This is a genomic window from Nocardia sp. NPDC020380, from assembly GCF_044386975.1.
Classification (GTDB): Bacteria; Actinomycetota; Actinomycetes; order Mycobacteriales; family Mycobacteriaceae; genus Nocardia.
The window spans coordinates 350,125-371,479 of sequence record NZ_JBIRVQ010000002.1; the positions used below are offsets into that span (position 1 = coordinate 350,125).

Here is a 21,355-nt window from a genome sequence, read left to right on the forward strand (position 1 = left end):
CTGGACCGCGATCCGGGGCGGGGCCGTCGTATCGCCATCGATGTGGGCACGGTCCGCATCGGTGTCGCGTCCAGTGACCCGGACGGGATTCTGGCCACCCCGGTGGAGACGGTGCCGCGCGCGAAAAAGGTCGCACCGGGCGCTCTCGCGCCGGATTTGGCCCGAATTGCCGAGATTGTGCGGGAGTATGAAGCAGTCGAAGTGATCGTCGGCTTGCCGCGCACCTTACGCGGGGAAAGCGGCTCTTCAGCTAAGCTGGCGGCCACCTTCGCGGGACGTTTGCGGAGCCTGATCGCTCCGGTTCCGGTGCGACTTTCCGACGAACGTTTGACTACGGTGTCTGCTGCACGAGCGTTGCGGGACAGTGGAGTTCGCGCCCGCGGACAGCGGCAGGTCATCGATCAGGCGGCGGCCGTGTCGATCCTGCAAGGTTGGTTGGACGAACGGAGTTCGCTTTTGAAGCCACGCGGTGACGAAGCATGACCGACCGCTGGACGCGAGCCGAGGAACGTTACCGGCAGAACGCGGAACGGCGGTACCGCCGCGACGACCTCGAGTGGGACGACGACTACGAGGACGACACCACCGTCATCCCCCGCTACGAGGATGAGGCCGAGGACGAGGAACCCCTCCTCGAGCCCGAACCCCCGCGCCGCAGCCCCCCGCAGCGCACCCCCGAACGCGTCGGCCGGCGGCAGCCCACGCGCGCCGAATCCCGCCGCGGCAAGCCGTCTTCCGGCTCCCGCGGCTCGGGCGGGCAGCGGCCGCGGCGTTCCCGCATGGCCTCCCGCAAGGCCGCCGAGCGCAAGCGCCGCCGCCGGAACCTGCTGGTGATCGCCGGCGTGTTCGCCGTGCTGTTCCTGGGCGCGATCGGTTTCGCGGGCTGGAAGTTCATGGGCAAGTGGAATCCGCCCGCCGACTACTCCGGTCCGCAGGGGCCGCTGGTGGTGGTGCAGGTCAAGCCCGGCGACACGTCCACCCAGATCGCACAGACCATGCACGACAAGGGCGTGGTCGAGAGCACCGGCGCCTTCTACGAGGCCGCCGTGCGCAATGACAATATGAATCAGCTGCAGCCCGGCTACTACGCGATTCCCACGCACAGCAAGGGTTCCGAGGCCGTGTCCGCCTTGTTCAGCAAGGACGCGCGGGTCGGCAATGTGGTCATCTCCGAGGGCCGCCAGCTGCACGACTCCACCGATGCCAGCACCAATGCGCGCAAGGACGGCATCTACCGCAAGATCGCCGACGCCAGCTGTGTGGGCACCGGATCGAACGCGAAATGCGTGACCTACGAACAGCTCGACGCCGCGGGCGCGACCGATCCGGCGGCGCTGGGTGTGCCGGCCTGGGCGCTGGATCGGGTGCGCACCGTGCCCGATCGCACCCGGCAGCTGGAGGGCCTGATCGCCGGTGGCACCTGGGATTTCAATCCCAGCGCCAGCGCGACGGACATTCTCAAGCAGCTGGTCACCGCGAGCGCGCAGAGTTACGAGGCGACCGGTCTGCTGCAGTCGGGCAATGCCAACGGCCTCACCCCGTACGAGACGCTCATCGGCGCGTCGCTGGTGGAGCGGGAAGCGTTGCCGCAGGACATGTCCAAGGTGGCGCGCGTGATCCTGAACCGGCTCAAGGCGAATCAGAAGCTGGAGTTCGACTCGACGGTCAACTACACCCTGCCGAGCACCGAGGTCGCGACCACGGACGCGGACCGGGCCAAGCAGACGCCGTGGAACACCTATGCCATGACCGGGCTGCCCGCGACGCCGATCTCGGCGCCGTCGCTGGATGCCATGCGTGCCATGGAGGCGCCGGCGCCGGGGCCGTGGCTGTACTTCGTGACGGTGGACAAGCAGGGCACGACGCTGTTCACCGACAACTATCAAGAGCATTTGAAGAACATCGAAAAGGCCAGGCAGAGTGGAATTCTCGACAGTGGACGGTGAGCGGCCCGCCGCAGTGGGCGGTGAGCGGCCCGCCGCAGTGGGCGGTGAGCGGCCCGCCGCAGTGGGCGGTGAGCGCAAGGCCGCCGTGCTGGGCAGCCCGATCTCGCATTCGCGGTCGCCGCAACTGCATCTGGCGGCCTATCGGGCGCTCGGGCTGGATTGGTCGTACGAGCGGATCGAATGCACTGCTGAGCAACTGCCCGGTCTGGTAGATGGTTTCGGGCCCGAATGGGTCGGACTGTCGGTGACCATGCCGGGCAAGGTCGCGGCGCTCGAGTACGCCGCCGAGAAGACCGACCGGGCCGAACTGGTCGGTTCGGCCAACACCCTGGTGCGCACCGAAAACGGCTGGCGCGCAGACTGCACCGACGTCGACGGCGTGCGCGGCGCACTGCAGGGCGGGGGCGTCGAGGAGGTGTCGCGGGCCGTCGTGCTCGGCGCGGGCGGCACCGCACGACCGGCCCTGCTCGCCCTCGCCGAACTCGGCGCGCACACCATCACCATCGTCGCCCGCGACCGCGGCCGCGCCGCCGACACCCTGGAACTGGCCGAGCGCCTGGGGCTTTCGGCCGAAGTGATCGACTTCGACCCGGACGGGCTCACCTTCGTGTGCTCCGAGGTCGACGCCGTCGTCAGCACCGTCCCGGCGGCCGGCGCCGCCGCGGTCGCCAAGGCCGTGGCGCTCGCGCCGGTGGTGCTCGACGCCATCTACAACCCGTGGCCCACACCGCTCGCGGAAGCCGTGCAGCGGGCCGGGCATACCGTGATCAGCGGCCTCGAAATGCTGCTGAACCAGGCCTACGGCCAGGTGGAACAGTTCACCGGCAAGCCCGCCCCGCGCGCGGAAATGGCTGCCGCCCTGCAGGAGTGACGCCTCGCCGCGGCCGGTCTAGCCGGCCGGCTGCGGCTCGAAGGCGCTACGGAAGGTGAACGCGTACGGCGTCGGGCCGTGCTCGCGCAGATGGTCCAGGCGTTCGATGGACTCCTCGATGCCCGGTGTATGGCCCTCCGGAATCCACCACAGCGCGGTGAACACCTCACCCATGGGCAGGAAGAATTCCCTTCTGCGGCGCAGGAAGTCCATGTGGGCGCTGCGATACACGTAGTTGAACAGGGCATCCCGGGACTCCCAGACGCTGACGTTGATCAGCATGTCCGGTTCGTCCTCGAACGGGCGCAGGGAGGTGGCGTTGTTGGTGTCGCCCTCTATCAGCCGCCAGACGAAGCCGGGGGAGGCTTCGGCCAGGGCGTTGATCTCGTCCAATCCGGCATAGAAGTCGGCGACTCGCGGGTCGCCTTCGGGGGCGACCAGTCGGCCGATATTGATCTGTGCAAGGTGCATACCTGGACTATAACTAATCATCGTTGATTTTAGAGAAGCTTATGCAGCATCGGCCCGGAGCCGGGTCCATGCGCGCGGTCCAGCCCGCCTCCGCGGCCGGGTCGGTCAGCAGTGCCAGGTTCATGCCGCACACCAGCGGCGGGAAGTCCACGGCCAACCGGTGAAAAGGGCAGTTGCGCAGGCGGATCACGCCCTCGTCGAGGTAGGGCTCGTAGCCGCGCTCGCGCAGTACCTCCACGAGATCGCGGCCCGAGACCGCCGGGCCGTGTGCGGCGGCGGCCTTCGCGATGGCGTCCTCCAGGCCGGCGTACTCGGTGGCCTCCGCGAGAACCGTTGCGACGGTGCGATAGTCGCGGGCGGGTACGGTGACGGCGAATTCCGCATCGGCGCGGCGATAGAACTTGGCGGGTCGTCCCGCGCCCGGACCGGTGCGGCCCTCCGGACGGCGGAACACCGCGTCGAGCAGGCCCGCCTCGGCGAGTTTGTCCAGGTGGAAGGCGGCCAGCGGGCGTTTGATATCCGCTGCCTCGGCGGCCTCGTCGCGGCTGACATCGTGGTCCGCGCCCGCGACGAAGTCGTAGAGACGCCGGCGGACCGGATCCTGCAGCAGGGCGACGGCTTCGATGTCCACCATGCCTTTCTAGCAGCGTGTCAGGGTTTTCCCGCAGCGTGTCGCGGTTTCGGGCCGGACCGCTACGCCCCGGTGTGCCGCGCGGGATCGGTGCCGCTAGAGTTCTGGAACAAGTTTCAATTCATTCGATTCGGCTTCGTGGCCGCGCAGGTTAAGGTGTTCGTCATGAATGCGTGGGTGTTACGCGCCGTGGGCCTGGGAGCACTGACCGTAGTGCTGCGGACCCTGCTCGGCTTCGCCATGGTGTACTGGCCGACCAACGGCGGCTGGATGCGGCCGCTCTGCCTGATCGTGCTGGTCGTGGCCATTGTCGCGTGGGGTTACCTGGACGGTCGCGCCGACCGCCGCGCCCATCCCGATCCCGAGCACGGCACCGACCTCACCATGCGCTGGCTCAAGGCGGCCATCGCGGGCGGACTCGGCAGCGGGCTCGTCGCCTGGCTGCTCGACTTCCTGCCCAAGTTCGACCTCGGCGACAACGGGCTGCTGTTCGAGCTCACCGCGGGCGCCTCGTTCATCGTGCTGCTCATCTTCGTGCCCGGCGTGATCGGGGTGGCCGCGGGCCGCTGGCTGACCGGGCGCGAGCACAAGAAGAGCAGCGCCCCGATCGGGCCGATCCACCCGGATCCGGAGCCCGCCGGCGTCTGACGCCACCGGCAAAACGAAACCCCGCGCCGCATTCGATTGCGGCGCGGGGTTTTTCGTCGGTTCGGTTACAGCAGGATCGCGCCGCCGCCGGGCTTGTCCTCGCGGGCGACCGCCGAGTACGCGGCGGCCAGCAGGCTCGGGTCCGGGCCCTCCAGGCGGCCGGGCTTGGCCAGACCGTCGAGGACGACGAAACGCAGGACGCCGGACTGGGTCTTCTTGTCCGTCTGCATGGAATCCAGCAGCTGCGGCAGCGCGTCGGCGTCGTAGCTGGTGGGCAGGCCGATGCTTTCCAGAATGGTGCGGTGGCGTTCGGCGGTGGCATCGTCGAGACGCCCTGCCAGGCGGCCCAATTCGGCGGCGAACACCAGGCCCACCGAGACGGCCGCGCCGTGCCGCCAGCGGTAGCGCTCGCGGCGCTCGATGGCGTGCGCGAGAGTGTGGCCGTAGTTGAGGATTTCGCGCAGGCTCGATTCCTTCAGGTCGGCGGCCACCACATCGGCCTTCACCTGAACGGCGCGGCGGATGAGCTCCGGCAGCACCTCACCGGTCGGGTCGAGCGCGGCCTGCGGATCCTTCTCCACGAGATCCAGGATCACCGGGTCGGCGATGAAACCGGCCTTGATGATCTCGGCCATGCCGGCCACGATCTCATTGCGCGGCACCGTTTCCAGCGTCGCCAGATCCACCAGGACCGCCGCCGGCTCGTGGAAGCAGCCGACCAGGTTCTTGCCCGCCTCGGTATTGATCCCGGTCTTCCCGCCGACCGCGGCATCCACCATGGCCAGCAGCGTGGTCGGCACGTGCACGATGCTCACGCCACGCATCCAGGTGGCGGCCACGAAGCCCGCCAGATCGGTGGCCGCGCCACCGCCCAGGCTGATGATCACATCCTTGCGGGTCAGCCCGATGCGCCCCAGCACCTCCCAGCAGAACCCGGCGACCTGCAGATCCTTACCGGCCTCCGCATCCGGAATCTCGATCCGATGCGCATCGACCCCGCTGTCCGCCAGCGCCTTCCGCACCACCTCGGCCGTCTCCGCCAGCGGCGGCTGATAGAAGATCGCCACCGTCCGCACCCCGGACCGCCCGGTCACCTCGGTAACCAGATCCCCCAGCAGCCCACGACCGATGATCACCGGATACGGATCACCCGTCCGCACCTCGATACGCGTCGGCTCGCTCATCAGCACTCCTCCAGGACGGGCCCCGCCACCGGCAGGGACACGACTCCCCGCCCGGCAAGGACGAATTCGAACACACTCGGAATCGGCCCGAAGCTCGCTGCTCCGGCCATACGCGCAGACCCACCGGCAGCGTCGCCGCCCGCGATCGGCAGCTTGCCACCGCTTCGCATCACGCGCTCGCGCGCCTTGACGCGCCCGCGTGGGTCGGAACCCGCCGCAGGGCAAGGTTTGGTACCCACCTGTGGCACGGTTTTCGGAGCGAAGGCAGGGCCTGATGCGCTCGGGGCGGCTGAAAGGCTGTGGGCGTAACTCACGAATCCGCCTCAGCTTCAACCTGTCGCGGCTGCGCGGGGGCTGCCGGAGAGGTGGTGCCGCTGTGCTCCGCGGACTGGTCGCGGGCGCGGGCCTTGGCGCGGCGGGCGCGGGCGCGGCGCGAGCGGCCGGCGCCGGGGGCGGCGGGCTGGCCTGCGGGCGGTGAATCCTGTTGGGCCACAGGCGTGGACACGGCGTTGTCGCGGGTGGAAGCGGCCGTGTTCGCCGAGGCGGGTTGGGGCGCCGTTGTTGTGGCGGGTGCGGTGCCGTGTCCGTTCGCGGAAGCTGTTGGGCTGCCTGCGGATCGGGAGGCGCGGCGGCGGCGTGATCGGTCACCGGATGGCGGAGTGGTCGCGACTTCAGCGACGTTCGCGCCGTTGGCGGCAGCGGTATCGGGAGCCGCGGTTGTGCCGTTCGTCGTGGTCGCGCCGCGGGCTGTCGCGGCGGTGGTCGTGCCCGGAGCTGCGGCCCTTATGGTTGTGCCGTTGGCTGCGGTCGCGACCGCCTGGGTGCCGAGGCCGCGGCGGCGGGAACGGCGGTTGCGGCGGGCGCGTTTCGGGGTGTCGGCGGAGGCCGGGTCGGTGGTGGTGGCCTCGGCTGTGGTGCGCGCGGTCGAATCGGGTTCGGCGGCGGGCGACTTCGGCATCAAGGTGGCGCCGGCGCGGTCTCCGCGGCCGCGGCGGCGCCGGCGGCGGGAGCGGGACTTGCTGGTGGTGGGCTGGTCGGCGGGCGGGGGTGTGGGGGTTGGATCTTCGTGGGGGAGGATCGATTCCACGCCGAGTTTGGCCATGATCATGCGGACTACGCGGCCGGGGCTGCGGCCGTCGGTGCGTACGCGCACGCTCGCCACCTCGCGGTAGAGGGGGCGGCGGATCTTCATGAGTTCGCGGTATTTCTTGGCCGGGTCGTCGCCGGCCAGCAGGGGGCGGTTGGTGCTGGCGCCGGTGCGGCGGAGTCCTTCTCCGACACTGATTTCCAGGTACACGACGGTCCGCCCGCGCAACAGTTCACGCGTGGCGCCGGACAGCACGGAACCGCCGCCGAGCGATACGATTCCGCGCCCGGCCAGTACGGCCTCGCGGACGACGTCTTCCTCGATGCGCCGGAACTCCGGTTCGCCGTCCTCGGCGAAGATCTCCGGAATGCTCCGCCCGGTCTGCTCCTCGATCCCCGCATCGGTATCGAACAGCTCCAGCCCGAGCTCCCGGGCCAGCTTCCGCCCGATGGTCGACTTCCCGGCCCCCGGCGGCCCCACGAGCACCACGCTCAGCGCCTCGCCCGCCGCCTCGTCGCCCGAATCCGGCACCGCGGCAACCGCTTCGGCCGCGGCCGGATCGGGCACGGTATCCGTGCCCGGTAGTTGGTCGATGTCGGCCTGGTCGGTGTCGGGCCGGTCGGTCGAGGGGTTTTCGGGGGCGCCGGTGTCGTCAGCGGTCACTGGGGTGCGTTGCCCGAGGGGACGTGCGGGCGCGCGTTGATCCGCTTCACGTAGGCGTTGATGTTGTCGACGGTCTCGGGAAGGGCGTCGCCGCCGAACTTTTCGAGCACGGCCTGCGCCACGACGAGGGCGACCATGGCCTCGGCGACCACACCGGCCGCGGGGACGGCGCAGACGTCGGAGCGCTGGTGGATGGCGACTGCCTCACCGCCGGTGGACATGTCGACGGTGGACAGGGCCCGCGGGACGGTGGAGATCGGCTTCATGGCGGCGCGCACGCGCAGCGGCTCGCCATTGGTCATGCCGCCCTCGAGGCCGCCGGCGCGGTTGGTGGAGCGCAGCACGCCGTCGGGGCCGGGCTTCATCTCGTCGTGGGCCTGGCTGCCGCGGCGGCGCGCGGTCTCGAACCCGTCGCCGACCTCGACACCCTTGATGGCCTGAATACCCATGAGCGCGGCCGCGAGTCGCGAATCCAGGCGCGCCTCACCGGAAGTGAACGAGCCCAGCCCGACCGGCAGCCCCTCGATGACGACCTCGACCACACCGCCGAGGGTGTCGCCATCCTTCTTGGCCGCCTCGATCTCGGTGATCATGGCCGCCTCGGCGTACTTGTCGAACGCGCGCACCGGCGATTCGTCGATGGCGGCCAGATCCGACGCGGTCGGCACGACACCGGTGGTGTTGGCCGCGGTGCCGATCGACACCACATGCGAGATCACCTCGACGCCCAGCGCCTGCCGCAGGAAGTTCCGGGCGAGCGCACCCGCCGCCACGCGGGCGGCGGTCTCGCGGGCGCTGGCGCGTTCCAGCACGGGACGCGCATCGTCGAAGCCGTACTTGAGCATGCCCGAGTAGTCGGCATGTCCCGGGCGCGGCCGGGTGAGCGGAGCATTGCGGGCCATCTCGGCGAGCTCGGCCTCGTCGACCGGGTCGGCGGACATGACCTCGGTCCACTTGGGCCACTCCGAGTTCGCGATCTCGATGGCGACCGGGCCGCCCATGGTGCGTCCGTGCCGCACGCCGCCGACCATGGTGACCACGTCGGCCTCGAACTTCATGCGCGCGCCGCGCCCGTACCCGAGTCGGCGTCGCGCCAACTGCGCGGCAATGTCGGCAGAGGTGACCTCGACACCGGCCACCATCCCCTCGAGGATGGCAACGAGAGCAGGGCCATGGGATTCTCCGGCAGTTATCCAGCGCAACACGGATTACATCTTTCCATGAGAAGACGGCCGCCCGGACACGCGCCCTGACCACGGCGTCATTTCACTGCGCCGCAAGCAGCGCAACCACACTCGCCACACACATCGCGGGCCCGTGCGGTAGCCGTCCACCGCGGGCTCGGAGACCGGTCGGCTCGAGTGGCCGGACTGCCGGGTGGATACCGGAGGACAGCACGCTGTTCTCCGTCAATGTCCGGCCGATTCCCGCGATGGCGGTGAGCAGGGGTGCGGCGAGCGCCGCCCACACCCAGGTCTGCGGGCCACTCAACGCCGTCGCGGCCCCTAGACCGAGCGCGAGTTTCACATCGCCCGCACCCAAGGCCTCCGGAGCGCACACGTGGACCAGCAAATACGGTGTCGCGAGAAGCAGGCCGCCGGCCGCCGCGGTCGCGAATCGCCCGGTTGCCGCGGCGCCGATGAGTATTGCGCCCGCGCCGGGGAGTGTGAGTGCGTTCGGTAGCCGCTGCCAGCGCAAATCGAAACCGCTCAGTACGGCACCCCACACGGTAAGCAGAAGGATTGCGGGCAGGTTCATGATTCGAGGGTCGCGCATCCGGAACCCCCGTGGGCGCCGCGATCGCGAATTGTGGAGAACCCCTTGGCATGTGAACATCCAGCGTTCCGTACCCCACCCCATTGACGTGTTGCGTGTCGGTGTTGCGGCGTGTCGGCGGTAGCTTTGACACATGTCTGCTGATCACGATCCGGTCCGGCGCCCCAACTACGCGTTGCGCCGAGCCTCCCTGCGGGACCTGCTGGTGGAGAACCGCGTCGACGCTCTGCTGGTGACGGATCTGATCAATATCCGCTACCTGACCGGTTTCACCGGTTCCAATGCCGCGTTGCTGGTGTATGCCTGGGACAGCAGCGAACACCGCACCCTCATCTGCACCGACGGCCGCTACATCACCCAGGTCGGCGAGCAGGTCCCGGATCTGCGCGCGGAGATCAATCGCGCCAGCGCCCGCCGCGTGATCGAGATCGCGGGGGAGTGGCAGACCGGCCGGGTCGGTTTCGAGAGCCATATCGTCACCTTCGAACAGCATCGCGGCTTCGAGGCCCTGGCCACCGGCCTGGACCTGGTCCCGGTGCACGGCCTGATCGAACAGCTGCGCATGGTCAAGGACGAATACGAGGTCGGCCGCCTGCGCGCGGCCTGCGACGCCGCCGACGAGGCCCTCGCCGCCCTCCTCAACAGCGGCGGCCTGCGCCCCGGCCGCAGCGAGCGCGAGGTGGCCCGCGAACTCGAGTGGCTCATGTTCGAGCACGGTTCGGACGCCGTCTCTTTCGAGACGATCGTGGCCACGGGCGCGAATTCGGCCGTCCCGCACCATCGTCCGACCGATGCGGTGCTGGCGGCCGGTGATTTCGTAAAACTCGACTTCGGCGCGACCGTGGACGGCTACCACTCCGATATGACCCGCACCTTCGTCCTGAGCAAGCCCGACGACTGGCAGCGCGAGGTCTACGACCTGGTCTACGCCGCACAGCAGGCGGGCCGCGAGGCCCTGAAGCCCGGCATCTCCACCAAGGCGGTCGATGCCGCATCCCGTTCGGTGATCGAGGCGGCCGGTTACGGCGAACTGTTCGTGCACGGGCTCGGTCACGGGGTCGGCCTGCAGATCCATGAAGCGCCCGGACTCGCCAAAACGGGCACAGGTACACTGCTTGATGGCGTGGCGGTGACCGTCGAGCCAGGTGTGTATTTCCCCGGCCGCGGCGGAGTCCGGATCGAGGATACGCTCGTGGTTCGCAAGGGGGGCCCGGAACTGCTCACCCGCACCAGCAAAGACCTGACCGTCGTCGACTGACGCCGGTTGCCGACCTAGTAGGAGATCCGAGAACAGTGGCGGACACCAGCGACTTCAAGAACGGCCTTGTGCTGAAGATCGACAATCAGCTGCAGCAGATCGTCGAGTTCCAGCACGTGAAGCCGGGTAAGGGTCCCGCCTTCGTGCGCACCAAGCTGAAGAACGTCGTCTCCGGCAAGGTCGTCGACAAGACCTTCAACGCCGGCGTCAAGGTGGAGACCGCGACCGTCGACCGTCGCGATATGACGTACCTCTACCACGACGGTGAGGACTACATCTTCATGGACGGCGACACCTACGACCAGATCAACCTGAGCGAGGGCCTGCTGGGCCGCAACGCGGGCTTCCTGCTGGAGAACATGGCCGTGCAGATCGCCATGCACGAGGGTGCGGCGCTGTTCGTCGAGCTCCCCGTCGCCATCGACGTCGTCGTCACCCACACCGAGCCGGGCCTGCAGGGCGACCGCTCGTCGGCCGGCACCAAGCCCGCCACCGTGGAGACCGGCGCGGAGGTGCAGGTGCCGCTGTTCATCAACCAGGGTGACAAGCTGCGCATCGACACCCGCGATGGTTCCTACATCAGCCGCGTCAACTCCTGACGCGACGGATAATGGTGACCGTGGCCGAGCCGGTGGACAAGAAGTCGAATTTCAAGAAGCTTGGTGCGCGGCACAAGGCGCGGCGCCGTGCGGTGGACCTGCTCTTCGAGGCGGAGGCCCGGGATATCGATCCCGCGGAGCTGCTGTCGGAGCGGGTCTCGCTGTCGGTGCGTGACGAATCGGTCGCTCCGGTGAATCCCTACACCCGGGTCCTGGTCGAAGGCGTCGCCGACGATCTGGATCGGGTGGACGGCACTATCGAGTCCTACCTGCAGGATTGGACGCTGCAGCGGCTGCCCGCCGTGGATCGCGCCATTCTGCGGGTCGCGGTGTGGGAGTTGTTCCACGCCGGCGACGTTCCGCCGGTGGTGGCCGTCGACGAAGCGGTGGAGCTGGCCAAGGAGCTGTCCACCGACGATTCCCCCTCGTTCGTGAACGGCGTGCTGGGCCAGGTGGTTCAGGTGGCCCCGCAGGTGCGGGCCGCCGCGGCCGCCACCCGCGTGTCCGATCGCGCGGACGACGAGAAGTAAGCACGAAGGAGTGCGCCGGGTGCGCAAATATCTGGTCATGGCCATGCGCACCCCGCGCTTCGACTCCACTGTCATCGAGCCGCACAAGCTGTGGCTCGATGACGTCCGTTCCCGCGGTCAGCTGGTGGAATCCGGCAAGTTCACCGACGGCACCGGCGGTGCGTACGTGATCACCGCCGAGAGCCTCGATGCCGCACGGGAATTGATCCGGACGGATCCCATTCACACCACCGGTTCGTCGGAACTCACCGTGTACGAATGGGAGATCACCGGCTGAGTGCCGGAATCCCTGCCCCGCAACCGCTCTCAGGCGGGCCGCAGGACGATCGTGCCCTTGGTGGCCCGCTCGCCGATCAAACGGTGCGCCTGCGCGGCCTGATCGAGCGGCAGCACCCGATCGACCAGGGGCCGTAGCGATCCCGTCGCCGCCCTTTCCAATGCCTCGGCACGGGCCTGCGCCACACCGGCGAGCCAGGCGGGCCCGGAGCAGCCGGTGAGGGTGAGGCCTCGCATGATCAGATCCATGGTGCCGACCTCCGCGGCCGCGCCGGACAGCCAGCCGTAGCTGAGCATGGTGCCGCGCAGCGGTGTCATGAGATCGAGCAGGGCACGGGCGGATTCGCCGCCGATGGAGTCGAAGACGACGTCGATGGTGTCGCCGTCGAGGGCTTCGCTCAGTCGCTTCACCCACTCCGGGTCATTGTGGTCGATGACGATGTCCGCGCCGAATTCGCGTGCTTGCTGTGTCTTTTCGGGCCCGCCCGCGGTGGCGATGATCCGCGCGGCCCCGTATTCACTGGCCAGCTGGGTGAGGTAGGCGCCGATACCCGTTGCGGCAGCTTCGATCAGGACCGTTTCCGTCCCGCTGAGCCTGGCGGTCCGCAACAGCGGAATGGCCACCGACCCGCTCATGCCGATCGCCGCCGCGTCCACCGAAGACAGCGCCTCGGGCACCTGTACTACGGAATCGGCTGGAACACAGACCTGTTCGGCGTAGGTGCCGAAGTTGTTGCTGCTCGCCAGTACCCGCTGTCCGAGGAGTGCGGTGTCGACGCCCGCGCCGGTCTCGGCGATGACGCCCACGGCCTGGGTGCCGAACACGATCGGGAATTCGACGGGTAGCGGGTAGACGCCCGAGCGCAGCATGGTCTCGGGGTAGATGACGGGAATCGCTTCGGTCCGCAGGAGTACTTCCCCGGCCTGTGGTCGTGGTGCGGGAGCTTCTCCCGGCACCAGGACTTCGGGTCCACCGGTCGCGGTCAATAGGATTGCGTGCATCGAAAACCCCATAAGTTGACTGACGGTCAAGTTGCATTCGCCAACATATTGACCGTCAGTCAAGTTGTCAACGAAGGCGGTGACATGGAACAGCCGAAAGTGCGTGCCGACGCGGCCCGCAATCGGCAGGCGATCCTGCAGGCAACGCGCGCGTTGCTGGCCCAGGAGGGCGCCGACGCGGTCACGATGGACCGCATCGCTGCGGCCGCCGGCGTCGCCAAAGGCACCCTGTTCAGCCGCTTCGGTAGTCGCGCCGGCCTATTGCACGAGCTCATCGCCGAGGGCGCTTTCAATCTCATGGAAGCCGTGCGGTCCGGCCCGCCGCCGCTGGGTCCCGGCGTCCCGCCGGGCGATCGCCTGCTCGCCTACTTCGACGCCTTCACCCGCCTGATAGCCGACGACATCGAACTGACCGTCGCCTATCAGGCAATCCCTCCGCATCCCAGAAGCGCGGAACTGCACGCCTTCTGGGCCGGCCACATCACCAGCCTGCTCCACGAAGCTCGACCCGATCTCGATGCCGAAGCGGTCGGCGCGTTACTACTGGCGCCGCTCGGCAGCGAGCTGGTCCCGCGCATGGTCCGCGCCGGCGAACAGGACCGGCTCCTGGCGGCGGTCCGAGAACTCGTGGAATCGGTCCTGCGACAACCGATTCGATAGCATCCGGCTGTCAGTCGGCCTGGACGTCGTAGGTTTCGCGGGCGGCGAGGACGTCTTCGATGTGGGTTTCGGCCCAGCCCTTGATGGCCTGCATGACCGGTAGGAGGCTTTCGCCGAGTGGCGTGAGTTCGTAGTCGACGCGGACCGGGACCGAGGCGGTGACGGTGCGGGTGACGAGGCCGTCGCGTTCGAGGATGCGGAGGGTCTGGGTGAGCATCTTCTGGCTCACGCCGGCCACGCGGCGGGAGAGGTCGCTGTAGCGCTGCGGGCCGTCGGCGAGGGCGTTGAGCAGGAGGCTCACCCATTTGTCGCTGATGCGGTCGAGGAGCTGGCGGGTGGGGCATTCCTGCACGTAGGCGTCGTAGGCGAGGCGGGCTGCGGTGCGGCGGGCGGCTGCCGTCTGGGTCGCCATGGCTCTCCCTTGCGTGCGGTACGCACCTCGGAGTGCGTACTTCCCGACAGAGAGTAGCACTCCGTAGGTTTGTGGACGAGACGGAAAACCGTACAGCAGAGGAGATTTCACATGCGCGCCGTCATCGTTCGCTCGTTCGGAGGACCCGAGGTACTCGAGATCGCCGAGGTACCCACGCCGGCGCCCGGTCCGGGGCAGGTCCGCATCCGTGTGGCCGCCGCCGCGGTGAATCCGGCGGATCTGGTCACCCGATCGGGCATCCTGGTCGAGGCCGGGCTCATGCCCACCCGGGATCTGGTCGGGATCGGCTGGGATGTCGCGGGTGTCGTCGACGAAATCGGCCCCGGGACCACGGGATTCGCCGTGGGTGACGAGGTGATCGGCCTGTCCGACCGCCTCGACGTCCCGCTCGGCACCCATGCCGATTTCGTGGTACTCGATGCCACCTCGATTGCCCCTGCACCACAGGGCATCTCACCGATCGAAGCCTCGACCCTGCCGCTCAACGCCCTCACCGCCACCCAATCCCTGGAGACCCTCGCCCTGGAGCCCGGCCGGACCTTGCTGGTCACCGGCGCGGCGGGGGCGGTGGGCGGATTCGCGGTGGAATTGGCCGCGGCACAAGGCATCCGGGTCGTGGCAACGGCCGCGGAATCCGACGAACCGCTGGTCCGCAAGCTGGGCGCCGAATTCTTCGTCCCGCGCGGCGCGCGCCTCGGCGAGGCTGTTCGCGCGCTGGTCCCCGGCGGCGTGGACGCGGCGATCGATGCCGCCGTCCTCGGCGCCGAAGCCCTCGACGCCGTCCGCTCGCAAGGCGCATTCGTGGCCCTGGTCGGCGGCGGGGAACCCCGCCCGCTGCGTGGAATCCGCGTCACCAACACCTGGATCCGCGCCGACGGCCCCCAATTGGCCCGCCTCGCAACCCTGGCCGAGTCCGGCGCCCTGACTCTCCGCGTAGCCGAGACGTATCCGCTCGACCACGCCGCCGAAGCCCATCGCCGCTTCGACGAGGGAGGTCTGCGCGGCCGGGTCGTGCTGGTGCCCTGAGCCGGTACGCAGCGATCCGGAGAGCGATCCGGTACTTTGCCCGGCGGGTCCCGCGGTCGGGGACGACTTGGTCCGGATCTCTTGACCGCCTGCGGCAATCCGGTGATCACGTTCGGATGGCCGCGACGGCGTGGCTATTCGGAATCGGCGAAGGCCCACATGGCGGCGGGGCGGCCGGTGGCCTTCACTCGGAGGCGTTCCCCTGTGCGCGCCAGGCCGGGGAGGGCGGCGAGGGTGCGGTTGAGATTGCCCGGATCGGGGCGGGCGCCGTGCAGGGCGGCGGTGAGCTCCACCGCGCGGGTGGCGGGGAAGTGGGGGCCGGTGAGGGCCCGGGTGAAAGCGAGGTCCTTCCAGAGGATTTCGGCCAGGTGGGTGCGGGCGGCGGTGACGATCTGATTGTGGTCGAAGGCCAGGTGGGGGATGTCGTCGAAGGGGAGCCAGTCGGCGGTGTCGGTGTCGTGGTCGGTGACGACGGACCACATGGCGATGGAGAGGGTGGGGCCGCGCGGGTCGCGGTTGGGTTCGTCGAAGGTGGCGACCTGGCCGACGGCGGTGATGGCGGGTTCGGGCACACCGAGTTTGGTGTGCACGGCGCGTCGGGCGGCGTCGGCGAGGCGTTCGCCGCGGTGGAGCAGCACGCCCGGCAGGGCGAGCTCACCGTCGAACGGCGCCCACCGCCGGGGCGCGATGCCGACGGTGACGGTGGCGTCGTCGCTCCCGTAGCGCAGGGTGATCACATCGATGGATACCGCGGATTGTTGCTCCACAAATGGACAATCATGCCGTAGCCGGGACCCGGATCGTGCGATCGGCCCGATCCGGCCCGTGCGCCGTGACCACGACCGGCACTTCGAGCCGCTCCTCCAGATAGCCGGGCACATCGGCGGGCAGCTCGCTCAGCACCGGCGTGGCGTCACTGAGCAGCTCGGTGAGCCGCTGCTGGTGGCCGAGAGCCTGCCAGGCGCCACACTTCAGCCGATCGACATAACCGTCCGCCGTGAGATATCCCGTGGCCGTGCCGATGCCGCCGAGGGCATCGAGGTGGTTGACCGCGAGTCCGTCTATGCCGTCGCAGGCGTCGATGGCGTAGCGGAGCAGGACGGGATCGAGGTGGCCGCGCCGGAACTCGCCCTGATACCGCCCGGTCCCGTTGTGCCGCTCCGGAATCGCCAACCCGGCGTCCTCGGTGGGGAACGGGCCCGCACCGTGACGGGTCATGTAACTGCGGGTCACGCCGAGGATGTAACCCGGTGCGCCGATACGGGCGAGCATGGCGCGGGCATTGCGTGGTTCGACCGTCGACCAGGTGGTGTACGGGTGCAGGCCACGCCATTCGTCGAGTAGGACCCCTTGCGCGCCTTCGAATACCAGGCGGCCCCGATCGGCGAACGCCGCGAGCTGATCGCCCGGCAGGATCGCGACGGCCTCCGCGAACGCGGTGTACGTCTCGACGAGCGCATCGACCGGATCGTATCGGTGCGCACTGCCGGCCAGCAGCGGCCGGTAGTGCTCTTCCAGCGCGATCAGCTTGCGGCGCAGCACATCCGGCCGCAGGCAGTCGGCGACGCGGGGTGCGTCGTGATCGAGTGCGTAGTGCGCGGTCTCGCCGATCCCGATACCGCACGAACCGTGCCGGGAGGTACCCCTCGCATCCTCCCGGCAGCGGTTGGCGGCCCCGTGGATCGGGGTGGTCAGCAGGGCCCGCTCGTCCACGTGCAGCAGGGCCAGCGGATCGGTGACCCCGAGTCGGGTGAGCGCGCGGGCCTCGGCGGCCAGGGCAATGGGTTCGACCAGCATGTGCCGCGACAGCAGGGTCGGGACACCCGAGAGCGTCCCGGATCCGAACTGCTGGAACGTGTGGTGCCGCCCGCCGGCGACCACATTGTGGGCCGCCTGCGCACCGCCGTTGAACCGCACCACCGCGGCCACGTCCAGGCCGGTCTCGGGTGCGCACAGCCAGTCGACGGTGGCGCCCTTGCCCGCATCGCCGAAGCCGAGGTCGACCACGATGAGATGATTGTCGCCGAACATTGCCGTGTCCCTTCGCTTTCCGGTCGCCGAAAACCGTTGTGTCCCTGTCCGAGTGGCTATCGGACGAAGTCGACGTCGTCGTCCCCGGTGGTGGCGGCCGGCAGCGCACCGCCGCTACGGGTGCGCCGGGTGCCGCCGATGGGTGCGAGCGCCTTGCCGACCGCGTCGGCCTCACTTGTCGAGCCGATATCGCGCAGGTCGGCCAGCCCGGCCCCGAGATCGATGCGGTCCTCGCCGATCCCGATGGTCAGTGCGATGAGCTCGCACACCGCGGCGGGATCGTCGAGCCGCAGGAATCGTTCACCCAGCAGCTCCTGCCAGTGCTCGGCGATCTCCGGATCCCCGTAGTAGCTGGACTGATTCGGCAGCACGTAGTGCACGTGCCAGCGGTCGCCGAGCTCGCGGTAGATCGAGGGAACCGAGATATCCTCGGTCACATCGTCGCCGAGGACGGTGCGAATGTGGCGGGCGGGCAGGCGCGGCTTGTTCAGTTCGTCGCCGACGATGAACAGGTATCCCTTCTGCCCGCGCTTGTCCCACGCGTCGGTGGCGGTGTGCCGGGCCATGAAATACGCGGCCAGTTCATAGCTTTCGGACTTCTGCCCGCCACCGCCGCCTTCCAGTAGGATCAGCCGCAGCTGCTCGTCCATCCGATTGTCGGATTCGAACTGCCCGACCTGCAGGGGAACCCGGTCGCTGTCCGCGTCGCCGATGGCGCCGAACATGATCTGCGGATCGTCCGCGTAACCCTTGCGCTGCAACAGTCCGTGCAGCTTGGCGAGCTTCTCCTGCATGATGCGCGGCACCCGGCCCATCGATCCGGTGACATCGAAGAGCACCGCGATGGGCAGCGAGTTCCCGTGATCGGCGGAATCCCGCGATTCGCGCAGAGTGACGCCGTGCGGGTCGAGGGTGGGGTGCGCCTTCCACTGATCCCACGGCACCGCGCGCATATCGGCGGTGTAGCCGAAGTCGTCCATGCCGCGGGCGGCGCGGAAGGTGCGGGCGGCGTCGTAGGCGCTGTCGTCCCAGTTTCCGTATCCCATTGCTGTCACTGTCCTTTCGTGAGTTCGAACGGCCGGAAGCGTCGCTGTCCGTAGAGCCGGTCGAGGAGGTCGTCGAATTCGCCGAGCAGGTCGGCCGCAACGGGCCGGAGCCGGGAATCGTCCTGGGTGCAGCCGGTGGCGAAGGTGCGCATGGCCGCGGGTGCGCGGTCGCCGAGCATGGTGAGCAGCAGGCGGTGCGCGAGGTACACGTCGGTGGCGGGGGAGACCGCGTCGCGGATCTCGGGTGGGTAGTCGATCGGGCGCAGGGTGGCGGCGGCCGGCGTGCCGGGGCGGGTCGCGAACGACCAGCCGGCCAGCACCACGCCGTGCAGGCGGGGGTGAATAAGCACGTTCTCGGGGGTGATGGCGGTGTGTACCCAGCCGGCGAGCTGGGCTCCGGCCAGGCAGCGCAGCAGTCGCCGGTGCATCCAGGCGTAGTCGCGGGGATCTAGGCCGCCGGGCTGGGCGGCCCGCACCTGTTCGAGGGTCACGAATTCCGTGGTGAGCGCGCCGAGGATGTTGATGGTGCGCGGTTCGCCGGTGGTGGGGTCGCGGTGATCGACGGTGTCGATCAGTTCCGGGAAGTAGGGGCGCAGCCACGTGTGCTCGTCGGCGACGATCGCGATGTCCCGCAAGGCATTCCGTTCCCCGGCGAGCAGCCGGTTGGCTGCCGCTCGGCGCGGGATCTTCACGACGTGGGCGCTGCCGCTGCGGTGGATGTCGGCGACCGATCCGCGGGCGTGCAGCGCTGCGACGGGGTAGCTGCCGAGGGCGCCGACGACTTCGAAGTCGCCGCCGTCGAGTTCCAGCCAGTGCCGGTACAGCTCGGCCAAGCGCGCGAAGGCGGTCTCCGTGTCCGGGGTGCTCGCGCGGTCCGGATGTACGAGGGCGGCGAGCTGATGGTATCGACGACGCGCGGCCTGGCGAGCGGCGGAATCCGTTGCGGCGGTGCCGAACAGGTCTTCCGGTCGTCGTGCCGTTCGGATGGTCTCCGCGGCGTCTCGCGCTGTCGTCATGAGTTTTAGGCTAGGTGACTAAAACTGCGAGCGCTACCCATTTCGGGAAATTGTTGTCGATGAGACCAAAACGTGTGCTCGTGGCCGGACGGCGAAAGACCCCCGCCGGGGTGTACGGAATCGGCGGGGGCCTCGGTCGGGGCCGCTGTTCGCCGCCCTCGGTGATCACTGTCGACCCTCAACCGCACTCGAGGTCAAGCTGTCCCCGCTGTGATGCACCGCTCACGCCGGGATAGGGTGAGAGAAGTGGTATCGGTTTATCTCACCGAAAGGCTGGGGCTGTGATTGGTGATCGAGTGACGGACGCGGCGGCGCGGCTGCACGCCATGCTCGCGGAGGGCGCCACACCGGACCGGGCGTGGCAGCTGTTCGACGAACTGCCGACCGTGCGGATCGCGGAGGTCACCACCGGCCGGTGGCGTGGTGCCGAGGTCCGTACCGGGCATCCCTGGAACGGCATGCTGGTCGAAACCGGCTGGTACGGAAAGCAGTTCGACAGCGCCGACAGCGTGCAACCCCTGCTGTTCTCCGGACCGGACGGCACGGTGTTCCCGGTCGACCCGCGGCGCGTGCCACTGTTCCTGGCGGGGAAGGTGCCGGTGTCGAGCCTGCGACCGGTGCGGCGCTCGCTCGGCGTCCTGCGGCCGCTGCTGGAGACCCGCACCCCGCGCGCCCGGCTGCGCGAGCTGGAATATCGCGGAAAGTCCAGTGTCGCAATGATCTACGATCACCTGCCGATCATCGATATCTTCCGGCGCGTCGACGAGGACACCCTGCTGGGCGTCATGGACCTGCGCGGAATGGACCAGCCGTACTTCTTCGTACTGTACCGGGACCGGTAGGCCCGGACCGGAAGCCGCTGTCGGGGAAGCGGATCCGGCCTACCATCGGGGTGAGGGGTAGGGTCGACGCGGGAGGTGCCCGATGGAACGTACGACCTGTCTCGTGGCCGGCGGGGGTCCGGCCGGAATGATTCTGGGACTGCTCCTGTCCCGCGGCGGAGTGGACGTCACCGTCCTGGAGAAACACGGTGACTTCCTGCGCGACTTCCGCGGCGACACCGTGCACCCCACCACCCTGGAACTGCTCGTGGAACTCGGGCTGTTCGAGGACTTCGCGAAACTGCCGCAGACACGCACGGATTCGGTACAGGCGCCGATCGGCGGGCGCATGCACTACATCGCCGGATTCACCCACATTCCGGGGCGCTTCAAGTACATCGCCATGGTGCCGCAGTGGGATCTGCTGGACCTGCTCGCCCGTGCCGGCGATGCCGAACCGGCCTTCCATCTGCGGATGAACACCGAGGCCACGGGTCTGCTGCGGGAACGCGGCAAGGTCATCGGCGTCCAGTACCGCACCAAGGACGGCACGACCGGTGAGATCCGCGCCGATCTCACGGTGGCGTGCGACGGCCGCACGTCGACCTTGCGCACCGCGGCCGGGCTCGCCTCGCACAGCTGGGCCACGCCCTTCGATGTGTGGTGGTTCCGGATTCCGCGCCACGCCACCGATCCCGCGGGTGCGGTACCGGTGCTGACCGCCGATCGGGTCGCCATCATGCTGGATCGCGGCGACTACTGGCAGATTGCCACCCTCCTCGAGAAGGGCGCCGATCCGGCGCTACGCGAACATCGGCCGGTATCCGAGATCATGCATCCGCTGACGGAAGCCGTGCCGTGGCTCGCCGATCGGCTCGATGCCATCCCCAGCTGGGACGACGTGAAACTGCTCGACGTCAAACTGGACCGCCTCGACAAGTGGTACGCCGACGGCCTGCTCTGCATCGGCGACGCCGCCCACGCCATGTCCCCGGTCGGCGGTGTCGGCATCAACCTCGCCGTCCAGGACGCGGTCGCGACGGCGACAATCCTTGCCCCCAAACTCCTTTCGCATCAGGTGACCACCGCCGACCTGGCCCGAGTCCAGCGCCGCCGCATGGTACCCACGATCGTCACCCAGGACTTCCAGCGCCTCGTCCACACCCGCGTCATCGCCCCCGCCCTGCGCGGCAGCGTGAACCTCGCAAACGCCCCCTCCGCCCCACTCGGCCTCCGCATCTTCCGCCGCATCCCCCTACTCCGCAGCCTCCCGCCCTTCCTGGTCGCACGCGGCATCCTCCCCGAACACGCCCCAGAGTTCGCCCGCCGCCCCTGAATTCGAAGCACCGGCCCGATCCGCTGTGCTGCAAGCTGTTTCGC

Annotated in this window: 23 protein-coding genes and 1 pseudogene; 12 read left to right on the plus strand and 12 right to left on the minus strand. The window is 69.0% G+C overall.

The annotated features are described in order from the left end of the window. The 3 genes from ruvX to ACH438_RS05180 all read left to right on the plus strand — a co-directional run bounded on the left by ruvX (position 1) and on the right by ACH438_RS05180 (position 2,817). Positions 1-483, plus strand: a complete 483-nt coding sequence (gene ruvX / locus ACH438_RS05170; protein ID WP_397002288.1) for a Holliday junction resolvase RuvX — start codon at positions 1-3, stop codon at positions 481-483. Continuing rightward, the gene (gene mltG, locus ACH438_RS05175) at positions 480-1,946 is read left to right on the plus strand and encodes an endolytic transglycosylase MltG (protein ID WP_397001420.1); all 1,467 of its coding nucleotides are present in this window, start codon (positions 480-482) and stop codon (positions 1,944-1,946) included. The genes ruvX and mltG overlap by 4 nt, the downstream gene beginning before the upstream one ends. Positions 1,947-2,007: 61 nt before the next feature. Then, positions 2,008-2,817: a shikimate dehydrogenase gene (locus ACH438_RS05180; RefSeq protein WP_397002290.1), complete on the plus strand. Its 810-nt coding sequence runs from the start codon at positions 2,008-2,010 to the stop codon at positions 2,815-2,817. Between the two features lie 18 nt (positions 2,818-2,835). Here ACH438_RS05180 and ACH438_RS05185 read toward each other — a convergent pair whose 3' ends face one another. Next, the gene (locus tag ACH438_RS05185; RefSeq protein ID WP_397001422.1) at positions 2,836-3,288 is read right to left on the minus strand and encodes a DUF3291 domain-containing protein; all 453 of its coding nucleotides are present in this window, start codon (positions 3,286-3,288) and stop codon (positions 2,836-2,838) included. A gap of 13 nt (positions 3,289-3,301) precedes the next feature. Further along, the gene (locus ACH438_RS05190) at positions 3,302-3,922 is read right to left on the minus strand and encodes a helix-turn-helix transcriptional regulator (RefSeq protein ID WP_397001424.1); all 621 of its coding nucleotides are present in this window, start codon (positions 3,920-3,922) and stop codon (positions 3,302-3,304) included. 162 nt (positions 3,923-4,084) lie between these two features. Here ACH438_RS05190 and ACH438_RS05195 point away from each other — a divergent pair, with 162 nt between their 5' ends. Then, a complete protein-coding gene (locus ACH438_RS05195) occupies positions 4,085-4,567 on the plus strand; it encodes a B-4DMT family transporter (RefSeq protein WP_397001426.1) in 483 nt (160 codons plus the stop codon). A gap of 65 nt (positions 4,568-4,632) precedes the next feature. Here ACH438_RS05195 and aroB read toward each other — a convergent pair whose 3' ends face one another. The 4 genes and pseudogenes from aroB to ACH438_RS05215 all read right to left on the minus strand — a co-directional run bounded on the left by aroB (position 4,633) and on the right by ACH438_RS05215 (position 9,259). Further along, positions 4,633-5,751, minus strand: coding sequence for a 3-dehydroquinate synthase (gene aroB, locus ACH438_RS05200; RefSeq protein ID WP_397001428.1), 1,119 nt, complete (start codon positions 5,749-5,751; stop codon positions 4,633-4,635). Positions 5,752-6,841: 1,090 nt separating this feature from the next. Next, positions 6,842-7,369: pseudogene (locus ACH438_RS05205) on the minus strand (shikimate kinase); the annotation flags it as partial. Between the two features lie 128 nt (positions 7,370-7,497). Continuing rightward, complete coding sequence (aroC, locus tag ACH438_RS05210) at positions 7,498-8,706, minus strand: chorismate synthase (RefSeq protein WP_397001430.1); 1,209 nt, start codon at positions 8,704-8,706, stop codon at positions 7,498-7,500. 61 nt (positions 8,707-8,767) lie between these two features. After that, complete coding sequence (locus tag ACH438_RS05215; RefSeq protein ID WP_397001433.1) at positions 8,768-9,259, minus strand: prepilin peptidase; 492 nt, start codon at positions 9,257-9,259, stop codon at positions 8,768-8,770. Between the two features lie 151 nt (positions 9,260-9,410). Here ACH438_RS05215 and ACH438_RS05220 point away from each other — a divergent pair, with 151 nt between their 5' ends. The 4 genes from ACH438_RS05220 to ACH438_RS05235 are packed head-to-tail and all read left to right on the plus strand — an operon-like array spanning position 9,411 to position 11,941. After that, positions 9,411-10,535, plus strand: a complete 1,125-nt coding sequence (locus ACH438_RS05220) for a M24 family metallopeptidase (RefSeq protein ID WP_397001435.1) — start codon at positions 9,411-9,413, stop codon at positions 10,533-10,535. A 35-nt stretch (positions 10,536-10,570) separates the two neighbouring features. Continuing rightward, on the plus strand, positions 10,571-11,134 hold the full coding sequence (gene efp / locus ACH438_RS05225; protein WP_397001437.1) for an elongation factor P: 564 nt from the start codon (positions 10,571-10,573) through the stop codon (positions 11,132-11,134). Positions 11,135-11,154: 20 nt separating this feature from the next. Then, positions 11,155-11,664, plus strand: coding sequence for a transcription antitermination factor NusB (gene nusB / locus ACH438_RS05230; protein WP_397001439.1), 510 nt, complete (start codon positions 11,155-11,157; stop codon positions 11,662-11,664). A 19-nt stretch (positions 11,665-11,683) separates the two neighbouring features. Continuing rightward, on the plus strand, positions 11,684-11,941 hold the full coding sequence (locus ACH438_RS05235) for a YciI family protein (protein ID WP_397001441.1): 258 nt from the start codon (positions 11,684-11,686) through the stop codon (positions 11,939-11,941). Positions 11,942-11,970: 29 nt separating this feature from the next. Here ACH438_RS05235 and ACH438_RS05240 read toward each other — a convergent pair whose 3' ends face one another. After that, positions 11,971-12,942: a zinc-binding alcohol dehydrogenase family protein gene (locus ACH438_RS05240; protein ID WP_397001443.1), complete on the minus strand. Its 972-nt coding sequence runs from the start codon at positions 12,940-12,942 to the stop codon at positions 11,971-11,973. A gap of 84 nt (positions 12,943-13,026) precedes the next feature. Between ACH438_RS05240 and ACH438_RS05245 the strand changes: the two genes are divergently transcribed. After that, positions 13,027-13,602: a TetR/AcrR family transcriptional regulator gene (locus ACH438_RS05245; protein ID WP_397001445.1), complete on the plus strand. Its 576-nt coding sequence runs from the start codon at positions 13,027-13,029 to the stop codon at positions 13,600-13,602. Between the two features lie 10 nt (positions 13,603-13,612). On the opposite strand, the gene ACH438_RS05250 is transcribed toward ACH438_RS05245, so the two are convergent. Beyond that, positions 13,613-14,014 (minus strand): winged helix-turn-helix transcriptional regulator, encoded by a 402-nt coding sequence (locus tag ACH438_RS05250; RefSeq protein ID WP_397001447.1) that lies wholly within the window; start codon positions 14,012-14,014, stop codon positions 13,613-13,615. A gap of 111 nt (positions 14,015-14,125) precedes the next feature. On the opposite strand from ACH438_RS05250, the gene ACH438_RS05255 reads away from it, so the two are divergent. Continuing rightward, positions 14,126-15,061, plus strand: coding sequence for an NADP-dependent oxidoreductase (locus tag ACH438_RS05255; RefSeq protein WP_397001449.1), 936 nt, complete (start codon positions 14,126-14,128; stop codon positions 15,059-15,061). A gap of 134 nt (positions 15,062-15,195) precedes the next feature. Here ACH438_RS05255 and ACH438_RS05260 read toward each other — a convergent pair whose 3' ends face one another. The 4 genes from ACH438_RS05260 to ACH438_RS05275 are packed head-to-tail and all read right to left on the minus strand — an operon-like array spanning position 15,196 to position 19,154. Continuing rightward, positions 15,196-15,828: an NUDIX domain-containing protein gene (locus tag ACH438_RS05260; RefSeq protein ID WP_397001451.1), complete on the minus strand. Its 633-nt coding sequence runs from the start codon at positions 15,826-15,828 to the stop codon at positions 15,196-15,198. 10 nt (positions 15,829-15,838) lie between these two features. After that, positions 15,839-17,092: an adenylosuccinate synthetase gene (locus tag ACH438_RS05265; protein ID WP_397001453.1), complete on the minus strand. Its 1,254-nt coding sequence runs from the start codon at positions 17,090-17,092 to the stop codon at positions 15,839-15,841. Positions 17,093-17,148: 56 nt separating this feature from the next. Then, on the minus strand, positions 17,149-18,138 hold the full coding sequence (locus ACH438_RS05270; protein ID WP_397001455.1) for a hypothetical protein: 990 nt from the start codon (positions 18,136-18,138) through the stop codon (positions 17,149-17,151). 5 nt (positions 18,139-18,143) lie between these two features. Then, on the minus strand, positions 18,144-19,154 hold the full coding sequence (locus ACH438_RS05275; RefSeq protein WP_397001457.1) for a hypothetical protein: 1,011 nt from the start codon (positions 19,152-19,154) through the stop codon (positions 18,144-18,146). 326 nt (positions 19,155-19,480) lie between these two features. Between ACH438_RS05275 and ACH438_RS05280 the strand changes: the two genes are divergently transcribed. Together ACH438_RS05280 and ACH438_RS05285 are read left to right on the plus strand one after the other, a co-directional pair. Further along, positions 19,481-19,996, plus strand: coding sequence for a DUF4334 domain-containing protein (locus tag ACH438_RS05280; protein WP_397002292.1), 516 nt, complete (start codon positions 19,481-19,483; stop codon positions 19,994-19,996). An 82-nt stretch (positions 19,997-20,078) separates the two neighbouring features. After that, entirely contained in the window at positions 20,079-21,311 is a 1,233-nt protein-coding gene (locus tag ACH438_RS05285; RefSeq protein ID WP_397001459.1) for an FAD-dependent oxidoreductase, read from the plus strand. Positions 21,312-21,355 lie beyond the last annotated feature (44 nt).

What these genes read in the sequence shown, in the direction of transcription:
- ACH438_RS05195 (WP_397001426.1), top strand. Translation starts at nt 4,085, where the DNA reads ATGAATGCGTGGGTGTTACGCGCCGTGGGCCTGGGAGCACTGACCGTA.
- ACH438_RS05270 (WP_397001455.1), bottom strand. Translation starts at nt 18,138, where the DNA reads ATGGGATACGGAAACTGGGACGACAGCGCCTACGACGCCGCCCGCACC.
- ACH438_RS05240 (WP_397001443.1), bottom strand. Translation starts at nt 12,942, where the DNA reads ATGCACGCAATCCTATTGACCGCGACCGGTGGACCCGAAGTCCTGGTG.
- ACH438_RS05220 (WP_397001435.1), top strand. Translation starts at nt 9,411, where the DNA reads ATGTCTGCTGATCACGATCCGGTCCGGCGCCCCAACTACGCGTTGCGC.
- ACH438_RS05285 (WP_397001459.1), top strand. Translation starts at nt 20,079, where the DNA reads ATGGAACGTACGACCTGTCTCGTGGCCGGCGGGGGTCCGGCCGGAATG.
- ACH438_RS05275 (WP_397001457.1), bottom strand. Translation starts at nt 19,154, where the DNA reads ATGACGACAGCGCGAGACGCCGCGGAGACCATCCGAACGGCACGACGA.
- ACH438_RS05190 (WP_397001424.1), bottom strand. Translation starts at nt 3,922, where the DNA reads ATGGTGGACATCGAAGCCGTCGCCCTGCTGCAGGATCCGGTCCGCCGG.
- mltG (WP_397001420.1), top strand. Translation starts at nt 480, where the DNA reads ATGACCGACCGCTGGACGCGAGCCGAGGAACGTTACCGGCAGAACGCG.
- ACH438_RS05245 (WP_397001445.1), top strand. Translation starts at nt 13,027, where the DNA reads ATGGAACAGCCGAAAGTGCGTGCCGACGCGGCCCGCAATCGGCAGGCG.
- ACH438_RS05215 (WP_397001433.1), bottom strand. Translation starts at nt 9,259, where the DNA reads ATGAACCTGCCCGCAATCCTTCTGCTTACCGTGTGGGGTGCCGTACTG.
- ACH438_RS05250 (WP_397001447.1), bottom strand. Translation starts at nt 14,014, where the DNA reads ATGGCGACCCAGACGGCAGCCGCCCGCCGCACCGCAGCCCGCCTCGCC.
- aroB (WP_397001428.1), bottom strand. Translation starts at nt 5,751, where the DNA reads ATGAGCGAGCCGACGCGTATCGAGGTGCGGACGGGTGATCCGTATCCG.
- ACH438_RS05185 (WP_397001422.1), bottom strand. Translation starts at nt 3,288, where the DNA reads ATGCACCTTGCACAGATCAATATCGGCCGACTGGTCGCCCCCGAAGGC.
- ACH438_RS05265 (WP_397001453.1), bottom strand. Translation starts at nt 17,092, where the DNA reads ATGTTCGGCGACAATCATCTCATCGTGGTCGACCTCGGCTTCGGCGAT.
- ACH438_RS05255 (WP_397001449.1), top strand. Translation starts at nt 14,126, where the DNA reads ATGCGCGCCGTCATCGTTCGCTCGTTCGGAGGACCCGAGGTACTCGAG.
- ACH438_RS05280 (WP_397002292.1), top strand. Translation starts at nt 19,481, where the DNA reads ATGCTCGCGGAGGGCGCCACACCGGACCGGGCGTGGCAGCTGTTCGAC.